Origin of the sequence: Maribacter spongiicola (genome assembly GCF_004364165.1) — a bacterium.
Lineage (GTDB): Bacteria > Bacteroidota > Bacteroidia > Flavobacteriales > Flavobacteriaceae > Maribacter > Maribacter spongiicola.
The window spans coordinates 83,341-101,938 of the sequence record NZ_SOAY01000012.1; the positions used below are offsets into that span (position 1 = coordinate 83,341).

Annotated in this window: 10 protein-coding genes; 2 read left to right on the plus strand and 8 right to left on the minus strand. The window is 36.1% G+C overall.

Annotation, left to right across the window (positions count from 1 at the left end; all coding sequences use genetic code 11):
• Nucleotides 1–176: 176 nt before the first annotated feature.
• On the plus strand, nt 177–2,237 hold the full coding sequence (locus CLV90_RS13615; protein ID WP_133688063.1) for an ATP-dependent helicase: 2,061 nt from the start codon (nt 177–179) through the stop codon (nt 2,235–2,237).
• 9 nt (nt 2,238–2,246) lie between these two features.
• Nucleotides 2,247–3,650: an exonuclease domain-containing protein gene (locus tag CLV90_RS13620; RefSeq protein WP_133688064.1), complete on the plus strand. Its 1,404-nt coding sequence runs from the start codon at nt 2,247–2,249 to the stop codon at nt 3,648–3,650.
• Nucleotides 3,651–3,653: 3 nt separating this feature from the next.
• On the opposite strand, the gene CLV90_RS13625 is transcribed toward CLV90_RS13620, so the two are convergent.
• The 8 genes from CLV90_RS13625 to CLV90_RS13660 all read right to left on the minus strand — a co-directional run bounded on the left by CLV90_RS13625 (nt 3,654) and on the right by CLV90_RS13660 (nt 18,271).
• Nucleotides 3,654–4,835, minus strand: a complete 1,182-nt coding sequence (locus tag CLV90_RS13625; RefSeq protein WP_133688065.1) for a sensor histidine kinase — start codon at nt 4,833–4,835, stop codon at nt 3,654–3,656.
• A 10-nt stretch (nt 4,836–4,845) separates the two neighbouring features.
• Nucleotides 4,846–5,646, minus strand: coding sequence for an alpha/beta fold hydrolase (locus CLV90_RS13630; RefSeq protein ID WP_133688066.1), 801 nt, complete (start codon nt 5,644–5,646; stop codon nt 4,846–4,848).
• Nucleotides 5,647–5,964: 318 nt separating this feature from the next.
• Nucleotides 5,965–7,803: a glycoside hydrolase family 13 protein gene (locus tag CLV90_RS13635; protein ID WP_133688067.1), complete on the minus strand. Its 1,839-nt coding sequence runs from the start codon at nt 7,801–7,803 to the stop codon at nt 5,965–5,967.
• 110 nt (nt 7,804–7,913) lie between these two features.
• Nucleotides 7,914–9,821, minus strand: a complete 1,908-nt coding sequence (locus CLV90_RS13640) for a helix-turn-helix domain-containing protein (protein ID WP_133688068.1) — start codon at nt 9,819–9,821, stop codon at nt 7,914–7,916.
• Between the two features lie 270 nt (nt 9,822–10,091).
• The gene (locus CLV90_RS13645; RefSeq protein ID WP_133688069.1) at nt 10,092–12,380 is read right to left on the minus strand and encodes an alpha-amylase domain-containing protein; all 2,289 of its coding nucleotides are present in this window, start codon (nt 12,378–12,380) and stop codon (nt 10,092–10,094) included.
• Between the two features lie 11 nt (nt 12,381–12,391).
• Complete coding sequence (locus CLV90_RS13650; protein WP_208295129.1) at nt 12,392–13,705, minus strand: SusF/SusE family outer membrane protein; 1,314 nt, start codon at nt 13,703–13,705, stop codon at nt 12,392–12,394.
• Nucleotides 13,706–13,716: 11 nt separating this feature from the next.
• The gene (locus CLV90_RS13655) at nt 13,717–15,276 is read right to left on the minus strand and encodes a RagB/SusD family nutrient uptake outer membrane protein (protein WP_208295130.1); all 1,560 of its coding nucleotides are present in this window, start codon (nt 15,274–15,276) and stop codon (nt 13,717–13,719) included.
• Nucleotides 15,277–15,286: 10 nt separating this feature from the next.
• Nucleotides 15,287–18,271 (minus strand): SusC/RagA family TonB-linked outer membrane protein, encoded by a 2,985-nt coding sequence (locus tag CLV90_RS13660; protein ID WP_133688071.1) that lies wholly within the window; start codon nt 18,269–18,271, stop codon nt 15,287–15,289.
• Between the last annotated feature and the right edge of the window lie 327 nt (nt 18,272–18,598).

Here is an 18,598-nt window from a genome sequence, read left to right on the forward strand (position 1 = left end):
ACACTATTCTATAATCGAAGTTATTTGATTAATTTTGTAGCCGACAATCAACCACCCTTACAGTTTCATCTGACCATTTGGTATTTATAGCTACTTCGCTTGCTATAAATACTCAGAATTAATTTTATATGGATTGACATTTATGCTCGGTCTACAAATTTTCTAGAATAGTGTAAATGCATTTAAAAGAAGAACTTAACATACAACAGTTAAAAGCTGTCGAATTTTCGGGCAAACATCTTTTAGTACTTGCCGGTGCGGGTACAGGAAAAACACGTACGATAATTGCCAGGGCTGCCTATTTAATTGAAAATGGTGCTAACCCGTCAAAAATTCAAATACTCACCTTTACCAAGAAAGCTGCCAATGAAAATGTTGAGCGTGTAAAAGCTAGCTTACCACAATCTAGCGGGCGTACGCTTAACGGCGCTACTTTTCACTCGTGGTGTAATCAGCTAATTATTAAGTACCCAAATCTGTTCGGTGCAGCCAATTTTACGGTAATAGACCCAGATGATCAATTAGGTTTAATGAAAATGGTTTCTGGTAGCCATAGCGATGTTTATGGTAAACTTCGTATAAAACCACAGCAGCTATTAGATGTCTATTCTTATGCCAGGAACACTAAAAAGAATTTGACCGAATCTATACGCACCCTAATTTATAAGGGCAAAGAAGATAAGGATACGGAGTATGAAATAACCGCCATGAAGCCTAATGTAGAAATATTACTTAGGGCATATCAAAAGAAAAAGATGGAGCAGCGTTATTTGGATTATGATGATCTGCTGTTAGTAGTATCCACTCAACTCAAATCTAACCCAGAAGCTAGAAAGTTATTATCTCAGGATCTTGATTATCTTCTTGTTGATGAAATGCAAGACACCAACCCTTTGCAGTGGGAACTGCTTTCGCCATTCATAGATATCTGTAGTTTGTTCTGTGTTGGCGATGATGCACAATCAATCTATTCTTTTAGAGGGGCAGATTTTAGAAATGTGCATCAATTTAAAGAACGTGTACCCAATTCTGAGGTTTATAAACTTGAAAAAAATTACCGCTCTACACAAGAGATATTAGATATTTCGAATTGGTTGCTCGACAAATCGCCTATAGATTATAAGAAACAATTGCAGTCTGTACGGGGAAGCGGAGAAATACCAATATTGTTGAACGTAAGTGATGAATGGCAAGAGGCAAATTGGGTAGCCGATGAGATTTTAAAAAATTATACCGATGAGGACCGTAAATTTGCCGATCACTTAATTCTATCGCGTTCTCAGTATTATACAAAAACTTTACAGGCGGTATTTATAAGAAGAAAAATACCCTATGTCACCTATGGCGGACGTAAATTTTTACAAGCTGCACATATTAAAGATTTGGTTTCTTTATTGCGAATAGTCAACAACCCATATGATGAAATTGCTTGGGTGAGATTCTTGACTTTTTGGGAAGGAATCGGTGAAGTAAGAGCTTCTAGAATTATGGCCGTTATTATTGCAGATGAAGGTAAAACCGACATCCCTACCCTATTACAAGGTGCCATACCTGGAACAGACGGAATCAAAATTTCAGAGCTTTATAATGCCGTTCAGAAGGAAAAAGGTAAAGTCGGTAAAATGGTAGACATCGCCTATGAGGCTATGTCATTAGGGCTGGCTTTTAGATATCGGAAAGATTGGATCGAAAAGCGAAAGGGTGATTTTCCGGTATTAAAACTTTTGGCAAATAGTTATTCGAGCCTAGGTGAATTTATTGGCGAGGGACTTTTAGATAATGCTGAAAAAATGAACGGTGCACCTGTGCTAAGCGAATCGAAATTAGAGACCGACGAAGAAAAAGATCATGTCGTTATATCGACCATTCACTCCGCTAAAGGATTAGAAGCCGATGTTTGTATTGTCTTAAACGTATCGCCAAAGGCATTTCCTTCCGCTTGGTCTTTAGATGATTTAGATGCCATTGAGGAAGATCGCAGGGTGCTGTATGTGGCATTAACGCGTGCTAAGAATAGATTGATAATTACCAGAAATACCGCTTCTATATCGGCAATTCATGGTAAATCTATCCCCACAAATTCGAGGCAGAAAGCAGATGATGCAGAAACCTATTTTTTAACGGCTATACCTGACGGATTGGTAAAACAAGAAACCATTGGTTACGATTTTAAGCCTGTGAAAGATGCTGCAGAACCGAACAATATGGACTTATCTTCAGGGATGGATTTTAGCTAAACATCAGATATGCCAGAAAGAAAATTTGCCATTATTTCGATGACCACTTTTGGTTACAAACCGAATCCTTTAAGAATAGTTCAGCTGATTATAAGTAAACTTAAAGGTGAATATTACGAACCTATATTTCAAACGAACATTAATCCCGAAGAACGTATACCGAATTACATTCAACAAAAAACAGGATTGACCGATACCTTGCTGTTGAATGCACCTACGTTCTCAGAGGTTGCCGATACCATTTTAAGAGAACTTGATGACCACATATTGGTGGGTCATAACGCGTCATTTCTACATTATGCCTTACAATCTGAATTTAAATATTTGGGGTATTCCTTTAAAACTCCCCAGCTATGTACCGTTAGATTGGCGAAGAAGCTGATACCAAATATGACCAGTTATGAATTACCTTATTTGAGTAGTGTTCTGAATATTCCGTACACAGCATCAAATGATTTAGATGATGACAATGCTGCGGTTGCCATACTATTTCAAAGATTGATTTTGCTTGATAATGACGAAATGGTCATCTCTAAATTCTTAGAGCCTAAAGCTGAGAAAGAAAATATCGCTCCTAAAAATATAGCTTATCAAGAACTAAACTCTTTGCCCAACTCCCCAGGCATTTATAAGTTTCAGGATCAAAGAGGTGAAGTGGTTTACGTAGGCAAGGCAAAGGATATTAAAAAAAGGGTACTGAGCCATTTCTATAACTCGAGCGAGAAAGAAATAACACTTTGCGATGCTACTTACCATATAGATTTTGAAACTACCGGCAGCGAACTCATTGCCTTGTTACGAGAGGCGGACCTGATTGATAAATTAGACCCACCGTTTAATTATATCCAGAAGAAAAGTTATGTCACCTACCATATTGTACCCCAGAAGAACAGAAAGGGTATTCTGCAATTAAAAATTGAAAGAAGACCTTTTGAGCACTCCCCCACCGAAATATTCTTAAAGCGAGGTGATGCCATTAAACGCTTATTGGAACTAACTAAAAAGTTTAGATTATGTCCGTTACAAACAGGATTAAAAAGCAAATTAGGAAGATGTACCCATGGTGAATATAATGAATGTGATGGCATATGCACAGGAGAAGAAGCCATAGGATTATATAATGAGAAAGTTGAAAATGCTTTAGACTTCCTCAACAATGAAAATGACAATTATGCAATTTTTGAAAAAGGAAGAACAAAAGAAGAACGAGGTTTTGTTTTAGTTCTTCATGGCGTTTATCAAGGCTTTGGTTTCCTCGATAATTCTCAATCGGTTTCTAGTCTTGAAGATTTAAAAGATATGCTCGACCCAAAAAAGCATTCATACCATACCGCAAAAATAATTTCAGCTTACACGCAGCGAAATCCTTGGAAAATTAAGCCTTTGGAAACTGCGGGTATAAAGCTATTTTGAAATTTAAAAATTAGGTAATAACAGCGTAATTTCTGTACCAATATTTCTTTTTGATGCTATTGATATACTTCCCTTATGTAACGTCATTATTCTTTTGGCGTACGTAAGACCAATACCCAGACCATCGTTCAAATGAAGTTTTTCGAATAAATTAAAAACCTTATCTGCATATTTTTTATCAAAACCAATACCGTTATCGGCATAGACAATACGAACAAATTTTCCGTATTCAAATTTATCTTCTGTTTCGCTAAAAATATTTTGCATAAAATAATCTGTGGTCACCGAAATCTTCAATGGTACATCAGGTCTTTGAAATTTCAGCGAGTTGTCTACCAATTCAATCAACAAACTTTCTAGATAGATAGCATCTGCAGGAAAATTAAAAAATTCTCCTTCTAGAGTAATCATTTGATTATTCGATATCAAAAACTTTTTTCTAACGTTTTCAATTAAAAAATTTAAATCAACATTCGAGATTTTGAAATTTTCGCTATCAATGGCATGTAACCGTTGAATACTAATTAAAAGATTTCGGAGCCGTTCTGAAGATTTTAAAATTTTAGAGAGGTTTAATTTAACTTCTGCATCTAAATTTTGCATTAAGCTACCAAATAGTCCAATTTTTCTTAGAGGTTCTTGTAAATCGTGCGAAAGTACCTTGGCCATTTGTTTATGCTGCTCTTTGAATTCTACAATTTGCTGAAGCTGACGTTCAATTAATTCATCGCTCGCATTAAGAGCCTTTTTTAACTTTACACTTTCAGTATTTTCTAACAGCTCTTTTAGTGCCTTATCTCTTGATTGAATAATTTCTGATTCGTATTCATTTCTATTCGGTATGCCTACTCCTACAAAATGAATTTTGACAATATCATTTTCACAAACCCGAACTGCGTCTAAAACTACAGGTAAAGATTTACCCTCTTTTGTTTTAAATGACAAAAATATCTCATTCGCTTTTTCTTGTAATTCTATTAATGGTTTTAGATGTACTCGAAAATAAATCATACTCCCAGAATCAAGAATATCATTGATTTTCACCTGCTGCGAATTATTAAACCCTAAAGAATCTTTGAAATTATTATTCGATAAAAGTAGTTCTTCACTATCTGATAATGTAAAATTAAATCCTGGAGAGTTATTATATATCCTCATCCATTCATTTTCAGAAGTTTCGTTCATGTTTTTAAAATTATCCGGCTTCAGCTAAGAATTTTTTAATAGCCGCAATGGTTTCCTCGGGATGGCTCATATGCGGACAATGTCCGGTTGCCTTCATCCTTACAATTGTACTTCCACTAATTTTCTTATGAATAAATTCGCCAACAGTATCTGGTGCAATATCATCTTCAGCACATTGCAGAATTAAGGTCGGCAACTTCACTCTTACGATATCATCACGATTATCAGAAAAAAATGTCACCCTTGCGAAATTTCTATTTATTGCAGGGTCAGCCGCGCAAAAACTATTTTCTAACTCTTCGGTTAGTTCAGGCCTCTCAGCATTCTTCATAACCATTGGTGCTAGAAATTTTGCCCATCCGGTATAATTATTATCCATCACATCTAGCAAACCTTCTAAATCCTCTTTCGAGAAGCCACCAACATAATCTGTATCATTAATATATTTCGAGGAAGGAGATACCAGTATTAAGTTCTTAAATACTTTAGGAGCCTGTAAACTTGCCAACACCCCAATCATAGAGCTTACAGAGTGACCAATAAAAATGACATTCTGCAGATTTAATACATCACATATATCTAAAACATCTTGAGCATACCCATATAAAGAACCATATTTACCTTCGTTATATGCGCTGGTGTCTGACTTACCACAACCCACATAATCAAATTGGACTATTTTATAATCGTCCACAAAGGCCGGTGAGATAAAACGCCACATATTCTGATCACAGCCAAAACCATGAGCAAACATGATTACTCGGGTACCATTACCAAAAACCTTTACGTTATTTCTTTTTAAAATATCCATGCGCATAAATCACATGCAAAAATAATAAAATATGCCATAATAGATTACTGTGAAATATAGCACTGATTATAGACTTCTATTATCAATATTTCTAGATAGAACCAACTAATTGTTCCATATAAGCGCAATGTAAGAGAATGCAAAAGTAAAAAGCAGTTACTGTTTATAAATATTTACAATAAGCTTTTGTCGCAATACTACTTAATAAATACTTTTTCTTTGCTCTGATTGTATGCCAAACCGATCTAGTTTTTGTCTTACTTGATAGTTTTTTTATAAAAATATACTAGACTAACCTTGGCGTTGTTTTAAGTAATATTATTCTATCTCTATAATAAGTGCAGTCTTACCAGAAATTTTTAAGCTCTCTACGTCTTTATAATGTTTACCGGTTAATATATCTTTTCCAGAGAGATTTCCTTTAAGCACTTCTTTATACTCCTTCATATCTAAGGTCATACTACCATTGTCTTTGTTCAATATCACCATTACCATTTCACTCTTCGTATACCTAAAGAATACATAGGTATTATCCATAGTTGCAAAATGAACAAGTTTACCGTGGTGAATAACACTACTATCTTTTCGCCAATTAAAAAGTTTAGTTATGTAATTCTTTATTTCTAACTGCGACTTATTTAAACCCTTTCCTGTAAATGAATCAACAGGGTCATTAGGCCAGCCTCCTGGAAAATCTGAACGAATTACGCCATGATCCTCAGTTCCCTTGTTGTTCATTAACACTTCTGTACCATAATAAATTTGAGGAATACCTCTAATAGTGGCTATATAGGTAAGTGCAAGCTTCAATAATTCTTTATCCTCATTCAACTGTGTATATATGCGGCTCATATCATGATTATCGGGAAAAATCACCAAATTTTGAGGGTCGGGATATAGATAATCTTGCCCTAACTCTTCATAGACAGCATTCCAAGAATCAGGGTCATTTAAAGAATTGACCAATGCATTTTGCAAAGGAAAATCCATTACACTCTTTAATTCTGATGTATAACCATTTGAATTCTGTTTTCCTTTTTGCCAGTAAGAAACAATAGTTGGTCTCAGCACCCACTCTTCACCTACAATATTGAAATTTGGATATTCTGCCATAACCGCCTTGGTCCAATCATTCATAAAATACATATCTGGATAAGGGTATGTATCCATTCGTATACCTGATATTCCAGAATACTCGATCCACCATAACGTGTTTTGTATTAAATATTTCGACATAGATTCATTACGTTGGTTCAAATCTGGCATGGTCGGTACAAACCAGCCATCAAAAAAAACCTTCTTATCTTTTTCGGTAGCATATGGGTCCAAGACAACGGTTTTTTTGTGGTTAGTCTGGGTATATGTTTCCCATTGATTTATCCAATCTTTAGATGGCAAATCTTTCATCCACCAATGGTCTAAACCAGAATGGTTCGCAATCATGTCCATAATTACCTTCATACCCTTTTCCAAAGCTTTATCACACATTTCTTTAAATAATGCATTACTTCCATAACGAGGGTCTACTTTGTAAAAATCAGTAGTAGCATAACCATGATAACTATAGTTAGGCATGTTATTTTCTAAAATAGGATTGGTCCAGATTGCGGTAAAACCTAGGTCTTTTATATAATCTAGATGATCAACCATACCCTCAACATCGCCACCATGCCTTCCTCCTTTATCATTTCTATTTGGCAGTTCTTTCAATCCATCAACCTCATCATTGGTGACATCTCCATTTGCAAAACGGTCAGGGGTTATCAAATAGATGGCATCGGAAGAATCAAAACCTTCAATGTACTTTCTATTTACATCTCTTTCATTTATCGGGTAGGAATATGTTATCGTATCAGAACTCGGTTTACTAAACTGTAATTGTAGTTCGCCCGGTCTTGCTTCTTTAGCTATATGTAGGGTGATAAAAAGATAATTAGAGTTCTCTACAGTTTTTACACTTTTAAGAGTCACCGCATTATAATCTTCCAAAGCTACCATGTAACTGCCAATATCTTCTCCGTAGACCAAAAGCTCTACAGTGTTATGATTCATACCTACCCACCAATTAGGTGGTTCAACTCTTTCTATAGAGGACTGTGCCGAAATTTGTGTAAGATTAAAAAATAAAAGTAAGATAAAGCCAGTAACAATTTTCATAATATCATTTATTGAATAGAACCAAATTATGTAGAAATCTAAGCTAAGTCGACTTAAATTATAACGTGGTCTATATATTATACCAAATGATACAGTTATGAAGCTATTAATCAGCTTTCTCTCAAATCATCAAAGTATTTTCTAGGAGATTTATCGGTTACTTTTTTAAATGACCGATTAAAGGATGACTTAGAATTAAAGCCAACAGCCAAGGCAATGGCCAGGTAGGTCTGATTTTTATATTTCTCATCTTGGGCCCGTTGAATAAAATCTTGAATTCTATAATGGTTAACAAAATCTCTAAAATTCTTAGAGTACCCTGTGTTGATAGTTTTAGATAATGCGTGTACACTGGTGTCCATTTTTAGTGCCAACTCCGGTAAACTTAAATCTGGATTCAAATATATTTGCTCTTGGGTCATTTTTTTGTGCAATGCCTGTTTTTGCTTGTTCAACTCATCAGTATCAATCTGAGCACGATTTACTTCTGGCTTAGAATCTTCAATCTCTACAACGGACATTCTAAAAATTTCCGGCTGTTTTATGGCAAAATATCCTAATAAATAAACCATAACCGAAAAAACGACCCAAACGATGTCTATTAATAAATTTGTAGTATAATTTATTGGATCGTCACTGAAACTACTGTAAACATCAGCTAAAACTATAACCGTCCATATAACTAAACAGACCCCAAGCACCATCATTATAACATTCAAGTATTTTATATTTTGATCGGTAGAGTAATTAATCTCGATATTTTTAAAATACTTGTTAATATTCCCCTTTATCCTGAACCAGTAGTAGATATTAAACACCAGAGCTATTAGCACTATTATTTCATATACGGCATATGGCGGTGATTCTAAAGATTGAAATAGATTTTGCTCAATAAATGTATGGGTGGGATTAAAAGAAAAACTGATATAGATGACCAATTGTAAAAAAAATGGCATAAAATGGGTCCAATAGTTCAAAAACGATTTTTTGCTATGTTGTAATAATCGTTCAATATATATTAGGAAAACTGGTCCGTATAAGAAAAATACAAAGTCAGTTAACAACGATAGTTTTGGGTAATCTGTATAAATTACACGGTCATAAATTACCACTCTGGCTATTAATGTAATCGATATTATAAAAATAAGAACACTTAGAGCTTGATTCGCCCATTTGTTATTATTACTATTAGAATTGATAATAAATATCAGAAAAAAACCTTGTAACGCTGTAAGTATTAAAATCAAGGTATAAGGATTGAAAATACCGTAAGATTGGTCTTCCCAATAGGTTATCGAGTTTTTTACCGGTATGTTCATAGCAATTTCTTTATTGCTCAATATGCGGTTTGGTATAGGTCTACCATAACTTTTACCTTCAACAGTTAACCAATTACCACGTGTGAATTTGTATTCTAATTGTTCAGAATATATAGGAACCTCCACTTGATAAATTCCACTGACCAGCTGCTTCATTTTGTAACGCGAATCGCCAGGAACCCATCCGTTAAAATTACCGCAAACGTAGAAAGAAGAATTAGGCGGGGTATTTCGAGGTACCTCTGTCAACACAATGGTTACTTTTTTTTGTTTGTCCCGTAGACTTAATGTGTCAGCCCAGCCTGCCACTTGTATGACTATTTTTTCTTCTGTAGTTAGATTAAAAGAATGTTTTCTTACGGTTAGAGGTGTTCCTTCTTTTTCAACCTCTACAGTATCCCAACTACCTCTTGTAATTTTAAAAGATATCCAAGAACCCTTAAACAACTTGTCTCTTAACTCGTAAGTTCCATCAAAATTTCGTGTAAATCTGTAGTTAGGATCTTCAGGGTTCCAGTTGTTAAATGAACCACTTAAATATAAAAAGTCTGTAGTTTTAGTATTTTCAGGCACATAATCAATTACAAAACTGGTCTGAGCGAACAATACACCAATATTTAAATATAATATGACTATCAAAAAGAATTTTAGACTGCCGCCAAACTCACAAAATCGCCCATATACTTTTCTAGAACTCATTTAATCAACACCTTTTTAAAATCAATAATGAATAGGTCAATATCATGTTTACCTTTTCAAGTGAACAACGCTATAAGAAGCTACTGTTTAAAAAAATTACAATTATTGATTTAACTAATATACTTTTTTTACAACCTATATTTTATATTTTACGTATTAGATTCGGCAGTAAAATGTAAATCTTATTCTGCTTACAAACATGGGTTACTTATAAATGGAAAAAGGGTTGCCGTAATGGCAACCCCTAAAATAATCAACTAAACTAACATTTTAATTAAGGTTGAAACTATACATGTTTGTCTCCTCATTTAATATTATTGTATAATTACCTGCCGTAGCAATAGAAATATTATCACCATCTTGTTCCAAGATACCATCGACATTGGTGTCGCCTAAATTAATATCCCAATTATCACTAAACCTAAATTTCATTTCACCAGGTACAAGGTCCACTGATATGGTCCATACACCATTAGCTAAATCATAATTCATATTGGTATCAGGATCATCCCAGCCATTAGGTGTTGCAGATCCAATAATGCCCCAATTACCTAAACTAAAGGTATTATTGGCTACATTTAAATCAATCTGGTAACTACCCGCTTGAACGGCAATATTATCTCCACCATCATCCAAAATTCCATCGGCACCAGTATCTCCAAGATTTACATCCCACCCGTTGTTGGCTCTAAATTTCAATTCACCATCGGTAAGGTTGGTCGTTACTGTCCAAACATTTCGCTCAAAATCATATCTCATATCCGTATCCGGGTCATCCCATCCGTTTGGTGTACCTGAACCAATAATCGCCCAAGTATAGGCAGACCAGCTATTATTGACCAAGTCTACATTTATTTCATAATCCAATGGACCAGGCAATACTAAATTATTACCGGGAGCTTCTATACTACCCGACGTACCATCTCCAGCATCTCCGTAGATACCATTATCCCAATTAGAAGCATCGGTAAATTTAAATTCATTTGACTCGTTCGTAAGACTTACATGACCTCTATAGGTACCTGTTAAATTAGGAACTTCAAGCGCTACAAGACTATTGGCAGAACCAGGGTCCCAACCTTGGTAATCACCTGGTACGAACAATTCTTCAGAAAATGCTACTTGATCATCATCCGTGGCCGCCCAAATTGCATATCCCATTGCCGGAGCTTTTAGAACAACAAGTCCACTTGAATCAGAATTTTGAAAAACTTTGTACTCTTCTGTATAATCTTTAATATTGGCACTGCTCCAATGTGTTTGAACTTCTTTAGATACTTCTACATCGCTTAAATTAATATAAAGTACCAATCCTGGTTTTTGACCATCGCCGCCTCTTATAGCTATGAATTCTTGATTGTCAACGTGGTTAACCGACCAATCACCAGCAGCTAATTGTGAACGAATCTGAATGAGTTGATTGATTTTCTCTTTCTGTTCTTCGCCACTATCTTCATAATGGGAATAAAATACGCACGGATACCCTGGAGCGCTCATAATATACGCATAGGCATGTGTCTCGAATTCATTAGGAAATTCATTGCTACCATCTCTTGATTCCGTATCATGATTACCAACAAAGGTGACCGCTTTTTCTGGCATCGTAGATATTAAACTAGGCTTCGTTAATTCATTTAAATTTCCATTTAAAAATGCGTTTCGCATATTAAAAAAGTTTGGAAAGTCGAAAGCATTTGCCCCGGAAGCTTCTACCCAAGGCCCCACTACGTCGGCAACATTTCCATCAAAATTTTCACCAACACTATAGCCTCCTACAGTACCGATCCATTGTTTTATTACCTCAGGTGAAAAACCTTTTACATAATCAAATCGCCAACCATCAATTTGTAGCGTATTCATGTAATAGTTTGCAACAGACTCTTCTGATCGCCATAACCAATCCATCACATAATCGTTCTTCAAATCTAAATCTGGGAAGCCACCGAATCTACCTTCATCTTCAAGGTTCACCGCATTGGGTAAATAATTCAACCAGGTTCTATTAAAAAGACCTGAAGAAGGTTGGAACAATGTATATGTTTCTACCTGTCTAAACTCATTATATTCTAGCTCACCGCCAGAATTATGATTCAGTACTATATCTGCAATTACGGCAATTTCATTCTCATGCGCCGTGCCGATCATTTTCTCCAGTTCTTGCCTGTTACCAAAACGAGTCTCTATAGTACCATGTTGCTGAAAATCTCCAAAATCAAAATAATCAGCCGGGTCATATCCCATAGAAAACCCTCCACTTTGACCTTTGGAGATTGGTGGTATCCAAATAGCGTCTACGCCATTTGCTGCCCAAGACTCTAGCTTAGAATCTACATTGTCCCACCAAACGCCACCTTCGGTAACATCCCAATAGAAAGCTTGCATCATTACACCGTTACCCGGCGAAAGTGCCGTTGTTCTAGCTTGTGCAACACCTGTCGGCGCATCTTCGGCATCATTGCTTTCTGTAACTTTTAGCGGGGTAAATTCATCATTGGTACAAGAAGTAAACAGCATTACCAGTGACCCTAGACCAATTTTAATATAATTATTGATTTTCATATTCTTACTTTTTATTCAATGGTATAGGTTGGATTTTCTGTATCTGACAGTAAAAGCGTAATCGTATAAGTACCTGCACTAACAGGAATATTCGCTCCTTCTACTTCTAGTGTTCCATCATTACCATCATCACCATAGTTAAAATCCCATGCATCGTTTGTTCTAAACTTTATTTCGCCATCCAATAACGCTACGTTCTTCAGTATCCACACGCCTTCATTTGCATAATCAGGGATAAACTTCATATTAGGTCCGTCCCAACCATTTGGTGCGGCATCACCAACAAGACCCCATATATCTATAGGCTCAATAGTGTATAAATTATTATTAAAATCTACAGAGATCAAGTAGTTACCTGCTTCCACCGAGATATTAGGACCATCTAGCTCTAAAGAAGCGCTCAACCCGGTACCGCCATAACTTATAGTCCACTCATTGTTCTGCCTAAATTTTATATCACCTGCGGTCAAACTTAACACCGCCCTCCATTGATCAGAAGTTGAATCATATGTTAGCGGAACATCTGGACCATCCCATCCATTAGGAGTAGCATCACCTACTAAACCCCAAGAAAAAGGTTCTATAGAGTAAGATGAATCATTTAAACTGAACATAATCTTGTAAGTTCCGGCGGTTACCTGAATATTGTCTCCATCTAAATCTAATGTGCCGTCTGCCCCAGTATCACCATAATTAACACTCCAGTCATTATTCTCCCTAATTTTCAATTCCCCATCAACCAAGGTAACATAAGCTACAAACTCATTCGCAACTGCCGTACTGTACACTGGCACATCCGGTCCATCCCATCCATTTGGAGTCGCAGATCCAACTAGACCCCAAGATGAGTTCAAGTCAAACGTAGTCGCATAGCCAGTTATAGATAAAGTTTGAATACCAGAGGTAGCTACAACTTCTTTACCCAATACGGTTTCAATCCAAATATTGATCTTATTTTCAAGTCCTGAGAGTGCACCTGCATCATTAATGGCCTCGTTAAGTTCTTCTGCAACAAATTCTTTTGTCAACGTATTACCTACAGTAACTTTTTTAGGTTCAATATCAGAAACACCATCTACACCTAAAACAACATTATAACTAGGTACCGCGCCTTCAAAACCAAAATCAGGTATCGTCCAATTTAAGGAAAGAACCGTCTCACCCACCATATCTCTAGACAACACCAGAGCATCGCTCGAAGAAACCGTAAGTTGTGTACTTGTTGTTTCGCTAATTCTTATATTCTCATCGTCATTGCTACAACTACCCAAGACAAGGGCCATTACAATAAAAAAGGAATAGATATATGCTATATTTTTCTTCATCATTTTTATTTTTAATTAGTGTATCCAGGGTTTTGCTCAAGTAAAGGATTGGCTTGTAAAGCTTCTAATGGAAATGGAAATAAATCATAATTTTCAGGTATTGAGGTACCTTCTAAGACATTACCTTTCCAAGGCCACAAATACGTATCGCCAGTGAATCGATTAAAGCGAATTAAATCTTGCCTTCTATGTCCTTCATAATACAGTTCTCTTGCCCTTTCATCAATTAGAAATTGCTCGTTAAAATCCGCTTCCGTAATAGTTCCGCTCGTATCGCCAAAAGCTCTTTCCCTAAGCGCATTGATAAAATTTATAGCTTGACCAGATGTACCGCCCCCACCTCTAAGGTGTGCTTCGGCATACATTAAATAAGCATCAGACAATCTGAATAAAGGAATATCCGTATCAGAGAAATTACTTTCTCCAGAATCACCTGTTGAATATTGATTTTGAAATTTAAATGTTGGGTATCCATTCTCCCAAGTTCTATAATCTGTCATTTCATACGTATGCCCTTCTGTCCAAAATAAAGCACGGCTATCTTTTGTAGTTTCTAAATCTCCAAACAAACCATATATAGCGGGTGTACAACGGTGACCAAACCAGCTATCAGAATTACCGAACTCAGAGATAGGCATAGTCGTATCTCCCAAACTACCATTGGTAAGATAGGTTGACGTTCCAAAACTCTGTACCAAATTTCTATCGGCTATTATCGGAAAAATTATTTCTGTAGAAGTATGGTTATCTCCTTGAAAAATCGATTGATAGTCATCATCTAAGGTAAAGGTAGATTCAGAAATAACCTTTTCGCTATACATCAATGCATCTGTATACCTAGCTGTACCTGTATATACCTCGGCATTTAAATAAATTTTTGCCAAAAGAAATTGAACAGCGGTCTTGTTTGCCCTGCCATATTCATTAACAAATGGCATGGTTTCTTCAATAGACAACAATTCATTTTCGACAAATTCAAAAACCTCTGTGCGTGAATTTTTAGCCCTACGAACCCCAGTGACGCCATCTTCTTCAGTAACGACAACAACCCCACCAAACATATCCATTAAATAATAGTAGGATAAGGCTCGTAAAAAGCGAGCTTCGGCTATGAACAACTCTGCTTCTGGCTCATCTGCCTTTTGCACATCTAAAATAAAGTTATTGGTCTGCGCTATATTGAAGTAGCTCCTATTGTAGAGGTAACCAAAAAACTTGTTCGTTGGCGCCCAACTAGATGCCGTGGTCAAAGGATCCAAACCACCATCACCCCATCTATTTTTGGCTATATCTGTCGTTAATTCTTGCATGTTCCACATACTTCTAAAGAAAACAGTTTCCCCAGGGTCATCTCCTGCAATATCAGACTGCTGATTACCACTACCGGGTATTCCTATTCCGTGCAATGCCAAACCTCCATATAGTTTTCCAAGTATTCCTAAAGCTGCATCAGGTTCTGACTCCAAAAGGTTCTCTAAGCTCTGTTCTATTCTAGGTTCTGTATCTAAATCGTCAGTGCAACCTATAAAGAGAGCCACGGCGAAAACGGTAAATATTATATTTTTTATCATAGCTATTTTTTTAAAAATCAAGGTTAAGACCTAAAGTAAATGTTCTTGGACGCGCATATGGAGAAGCTTCAATACCATCAAAATTTTCTGGATCAAGACCTTCATAGTCGGTAACTACGAATACATTATTTGCTGACCCATATATTCGCAATCCAATCTTTTTATCATCAAAAGGTTTTAGATTGTACCCTAGGGTAATGTTATCTAAACGCAAAAAGGATGCATCGGAAACATAGAAATCTGACAGTGCCTGCAAATCTGAAGGAATATTAGAGAAACCATTATAACGAGTACCATCATATAAATTCAAGGCATTATTGATGAAGCCAGTATCAGTTAGCGGAATTACAGATGCTGTAAAACCTCTATTCAATAAATTGCCATTATAAATTCGCCCTCCTATTTGCCCTCTAAAATTAGCAGTCAAGTCTAAACTTTTAAATTGCATATAAGTACCGAAACCATAGGTCCATTTAGGCTCGAACGGAATAAAAATACGATCACTATCAGAAATAACACCATCTCCATTTTGATCTACGAAAGCATCTTCTATAGGTGCACCATCTGCCGTATAGATTTGTTCATATAACCAAAAAGTCCTGTTTCTTTCCCCAACAGCGGTTTGCCCAATATTAACGCCTGTACCACGACCTATTCCGCCACCACTGGCAAATTGTGTTATATTATCTAAATCTTTGATGTATGTTTCATTGAAACCTACATTAGAATTAAATTCTAATGTAAAATTATTGGTCTGTATAGGTCGAATTTGCAAAGCGGCCTCAAAACCTTTACTGTCCGTTTCGCCTACATTACTAACAAAGCGATTTCTTAAAGCACCTTCTGACTGAGGCACCTCTGCCAACAAATCAGTAGTATTTCTGGTATACGCGTCTATGGTACCACTCAAAATACTAGAAAACATATCAAAGTCGATACCGATGTTATAGGTCGATGTCTTTTCCCATGATAAATCCGGATTAAATGCATTTGCTCTGTATGTAGTTACAGCTCTATCGCCGAATATATAACTTACGGTAGGGTCACCATCGTCATATAAGGCCGTGTTCGGATAAAAGCCAACAGGACCCGTGATATCTTGTTGCCCCGTAAGTCCCCAACCCAATCTTAACTTCAATTGACTTAACCATTCTGCATCTTTCAAGAAATTTTCACTATCAATTTTCCAAGCCAGTGCAACAGCCGGAAAATAACCCCATCGTTGATCTTTTGCGAACAATGAAGACCCATCTGCTCTTAACGAAGCCGTTAGCAGGTATTTATCGTAAAAATTAAGATTGGTTCTCGCGAAATACGATTGTAGATTTAGTTCTGTATAATATTTGAATGGCTGTTGCGATTCTCTAAAGCCATTCTCAGTGGTTGTCGGGTAGGTAACACCCTGCGTTGTAAAATTTTGATAGGCATAACCAGCTTGAACATCAATTTTTCGAAGCGCTCCATCCCATAACTTTTCATATGATAAATACGCATCTAATAAATGGTCTCTTTTAACCTGATCTTCACTATAGTTTTCACTGAAATTATTGAAAATTGGAAGACTCTCGAAAATAGAGTACGAAGCTACCGCACTTGGTAGAAAATATTCGTTAATAGTTGATTCTGAATAATCTATACCCGTATTTATAACTGCCGTCAAATCTTCTAAACCATGAATTTTATAACGCAACTCCATATTACCAATAAATCGATCTGCATCTTCGTTACGTTCTCTTTGTTTTAATAAAGCCAATGGGTTAGCTGGTCCAACTATACCCTGATCATCGGTCAACTGATAAAATCCACCGAAAATACCTCCGTCGGGATCGTAAACAGGTAAGGTTGGGTTTGCTGTTAATGCACTACCAATAGCTCCACCATCTGGCTGATCCTTTTCAGTGGCAATACCTTTTGCGTTAATAGTCAATTTTAAATGTTGATCAAAAAATTCAGGTGAGATATTTAAAGATGCCGTATATCTGTTTAACTGCGATTCTTTAAGAATACCATTAATCTCTGAATGCCCGAACGAAGCTCTAATTGGAATTTTATTAAAAAGATTACCCCTGGCCGTTAAATTATTATTCAGGGTATAGGATGTTCTATAAATTTCGTCTTGCCAATTGGTATCGTAAATTGTGCCATTAAGACCTAAGAGCTCTGAACTATTGGGATAGGTATTCTGAATAAAATCTGTATATTCTGAAGATTCAAAAATATCGATAGTTCTGCTTAAGGTACCAACCTGGACATTTGATGAAAAATTAAACTGAGGAGCTCCCTTTGTACCAGTTTTAGTCGTAATTATAATGACACCGTTAGATGCCCTAGAACCATAAATAGCAGTAGAAGATGCATCTTTAAGCACTGAGAAGGACTCTATGTCATTCGGATTTATAAGTGTTAACGGATTTGCTTGCCCTGCCGGGTTCTGATTAGATAACGGCACACCGTCGATTACAATTAGCGGACTGTTGTTCGCATTAAGCGATGAGCCCCCACGAATTCTAATATTAATTCCTGCATCTGGATCCCCACCATTATTAACTACACGAACACCTGCAGACTTACCCGCTATCATTTGATCTGCAGTAGTAATAGCACCTTTATTAAGGTCTTTGGATGTCAATAATTGAACAGAACCAGTTGCATCTTTTTTCGTAGTAGTACCATAACCAATAATGACCACTTCATCTAGCTGAGCTACATCATTTTTTAAAGTTACATTGATTACATCTGTAGTTACCTCTTTTTCTACCGGTTCAAAACCGATATAAGAAAATACCAGAACACTGCCTTCGCTGGCTTGAATTGAGTATTTACCGTCAAAATCTGTAGTGACACCGGTAGAAGTTCCTTTAATGACGATTGTTGCACCTGGTAAAGGACTGTTTGTTTCGCTATCTGTAACGATACCAGAAATGTTATTTTGAGCCATTAAATAAAAAGGAGCGCAAAATAACATCAGCAAAATCATCGAAATTTTCTTTTGCATAAGTGAGTTGAGTTTAAGTTAATTGTCAATGGTCGATTACCTATTTTTTGACTATCTAAAACTACTTTATGACGCTGCTACATTCGCTTCATTTTATAAAATGACCTAAAATTAGGTTGTGACACATTAATCAAAGGGAATTGCCCTACAAAGTAGAAACAGCTTTAAAGCACTGAAATACCATAACTTACACTCTATAAAAACACAATTAAAGCAAGAAAAAACATACTGAAATTTAATACAGTTAAAATTTGAAAAAACATAAATAGAAAATGGAAATATGCGAATTCAACCAATTAAATATGAAATAATTTCCTTTTTGAAAAT

Bases quoted from the DNA above. Each gene is read 5' to 3' on its own strand.
- CLV90_RS13660 (WP_133688071.1), bottom strand. From the start codon at position 18,271: ATGCAAAAGAAAATTTCGATGATTTTGCTGATGTTATTTTGCGCTCCT.
- CLV90_RS13640 (WP_133688068.1), bottom strand. From the start codon at position 9,821: ATGAGTTCTAGAAAAGTATATGGGCGATTTTGTGAGTTTGGCGGCAGT.
- CLV90_RS13650 (WP_208295129.1), bottom strand. From the start codon at position 13,705: ATGAAGAAAAATATAGCATATATCTATTCCTTTTTTATTGTAATGGCC.
- CLV90_RS13655 (WP_208295130.1), bottom strand. From the start codon at position 15,276: ATGATAAAAAATATAATATTTACCGTTTTCGCCGTGGCTCTCTTTATA.
- CLV90_RS13620 (WP_133688064.1), top strand. From the start codon at position 2,247: ATGCCAGAAAGAAAATTTGCCATTATTTCGATGACCACTTTTGGTTAC.
- CLV90_RS13615 (WP_133688063.1), top strand. From the start codon at position 177: ATGCATTTAAAAGAAGAACTTAACATACAACAGTTAAAAGCTGTCGAA.
- CLV90_RS13645 (WP_133688069.1), bottom strand. From the start codon at position 12,380: ATGAAAATCAATAATTATATTAAAATTGGTCTAGGGTCACTGGTAATG.
- CLV90_RS13635 (WP_133688067.1), bottom strand. From the start codon at position 7,803: ATGAAAATTGTTACTGGCTTTATCTTACTTTTATTTTTTAATCTTACA.
- CLV90_RS13630 (WP_133688066.1), bottom strand. From the start codon at position 5,646: ATGGATATTTTAAAAAGAAATAACGTAAAGGTTTTTGGTAATGGTACC.
- CLV90_RS13625 (WP_133688065.1), bottom strand. From the start codon at position 4,835: ATGAACGAAACTTCTGAAAATGAATGGATGAGGATATATAATAACTCT.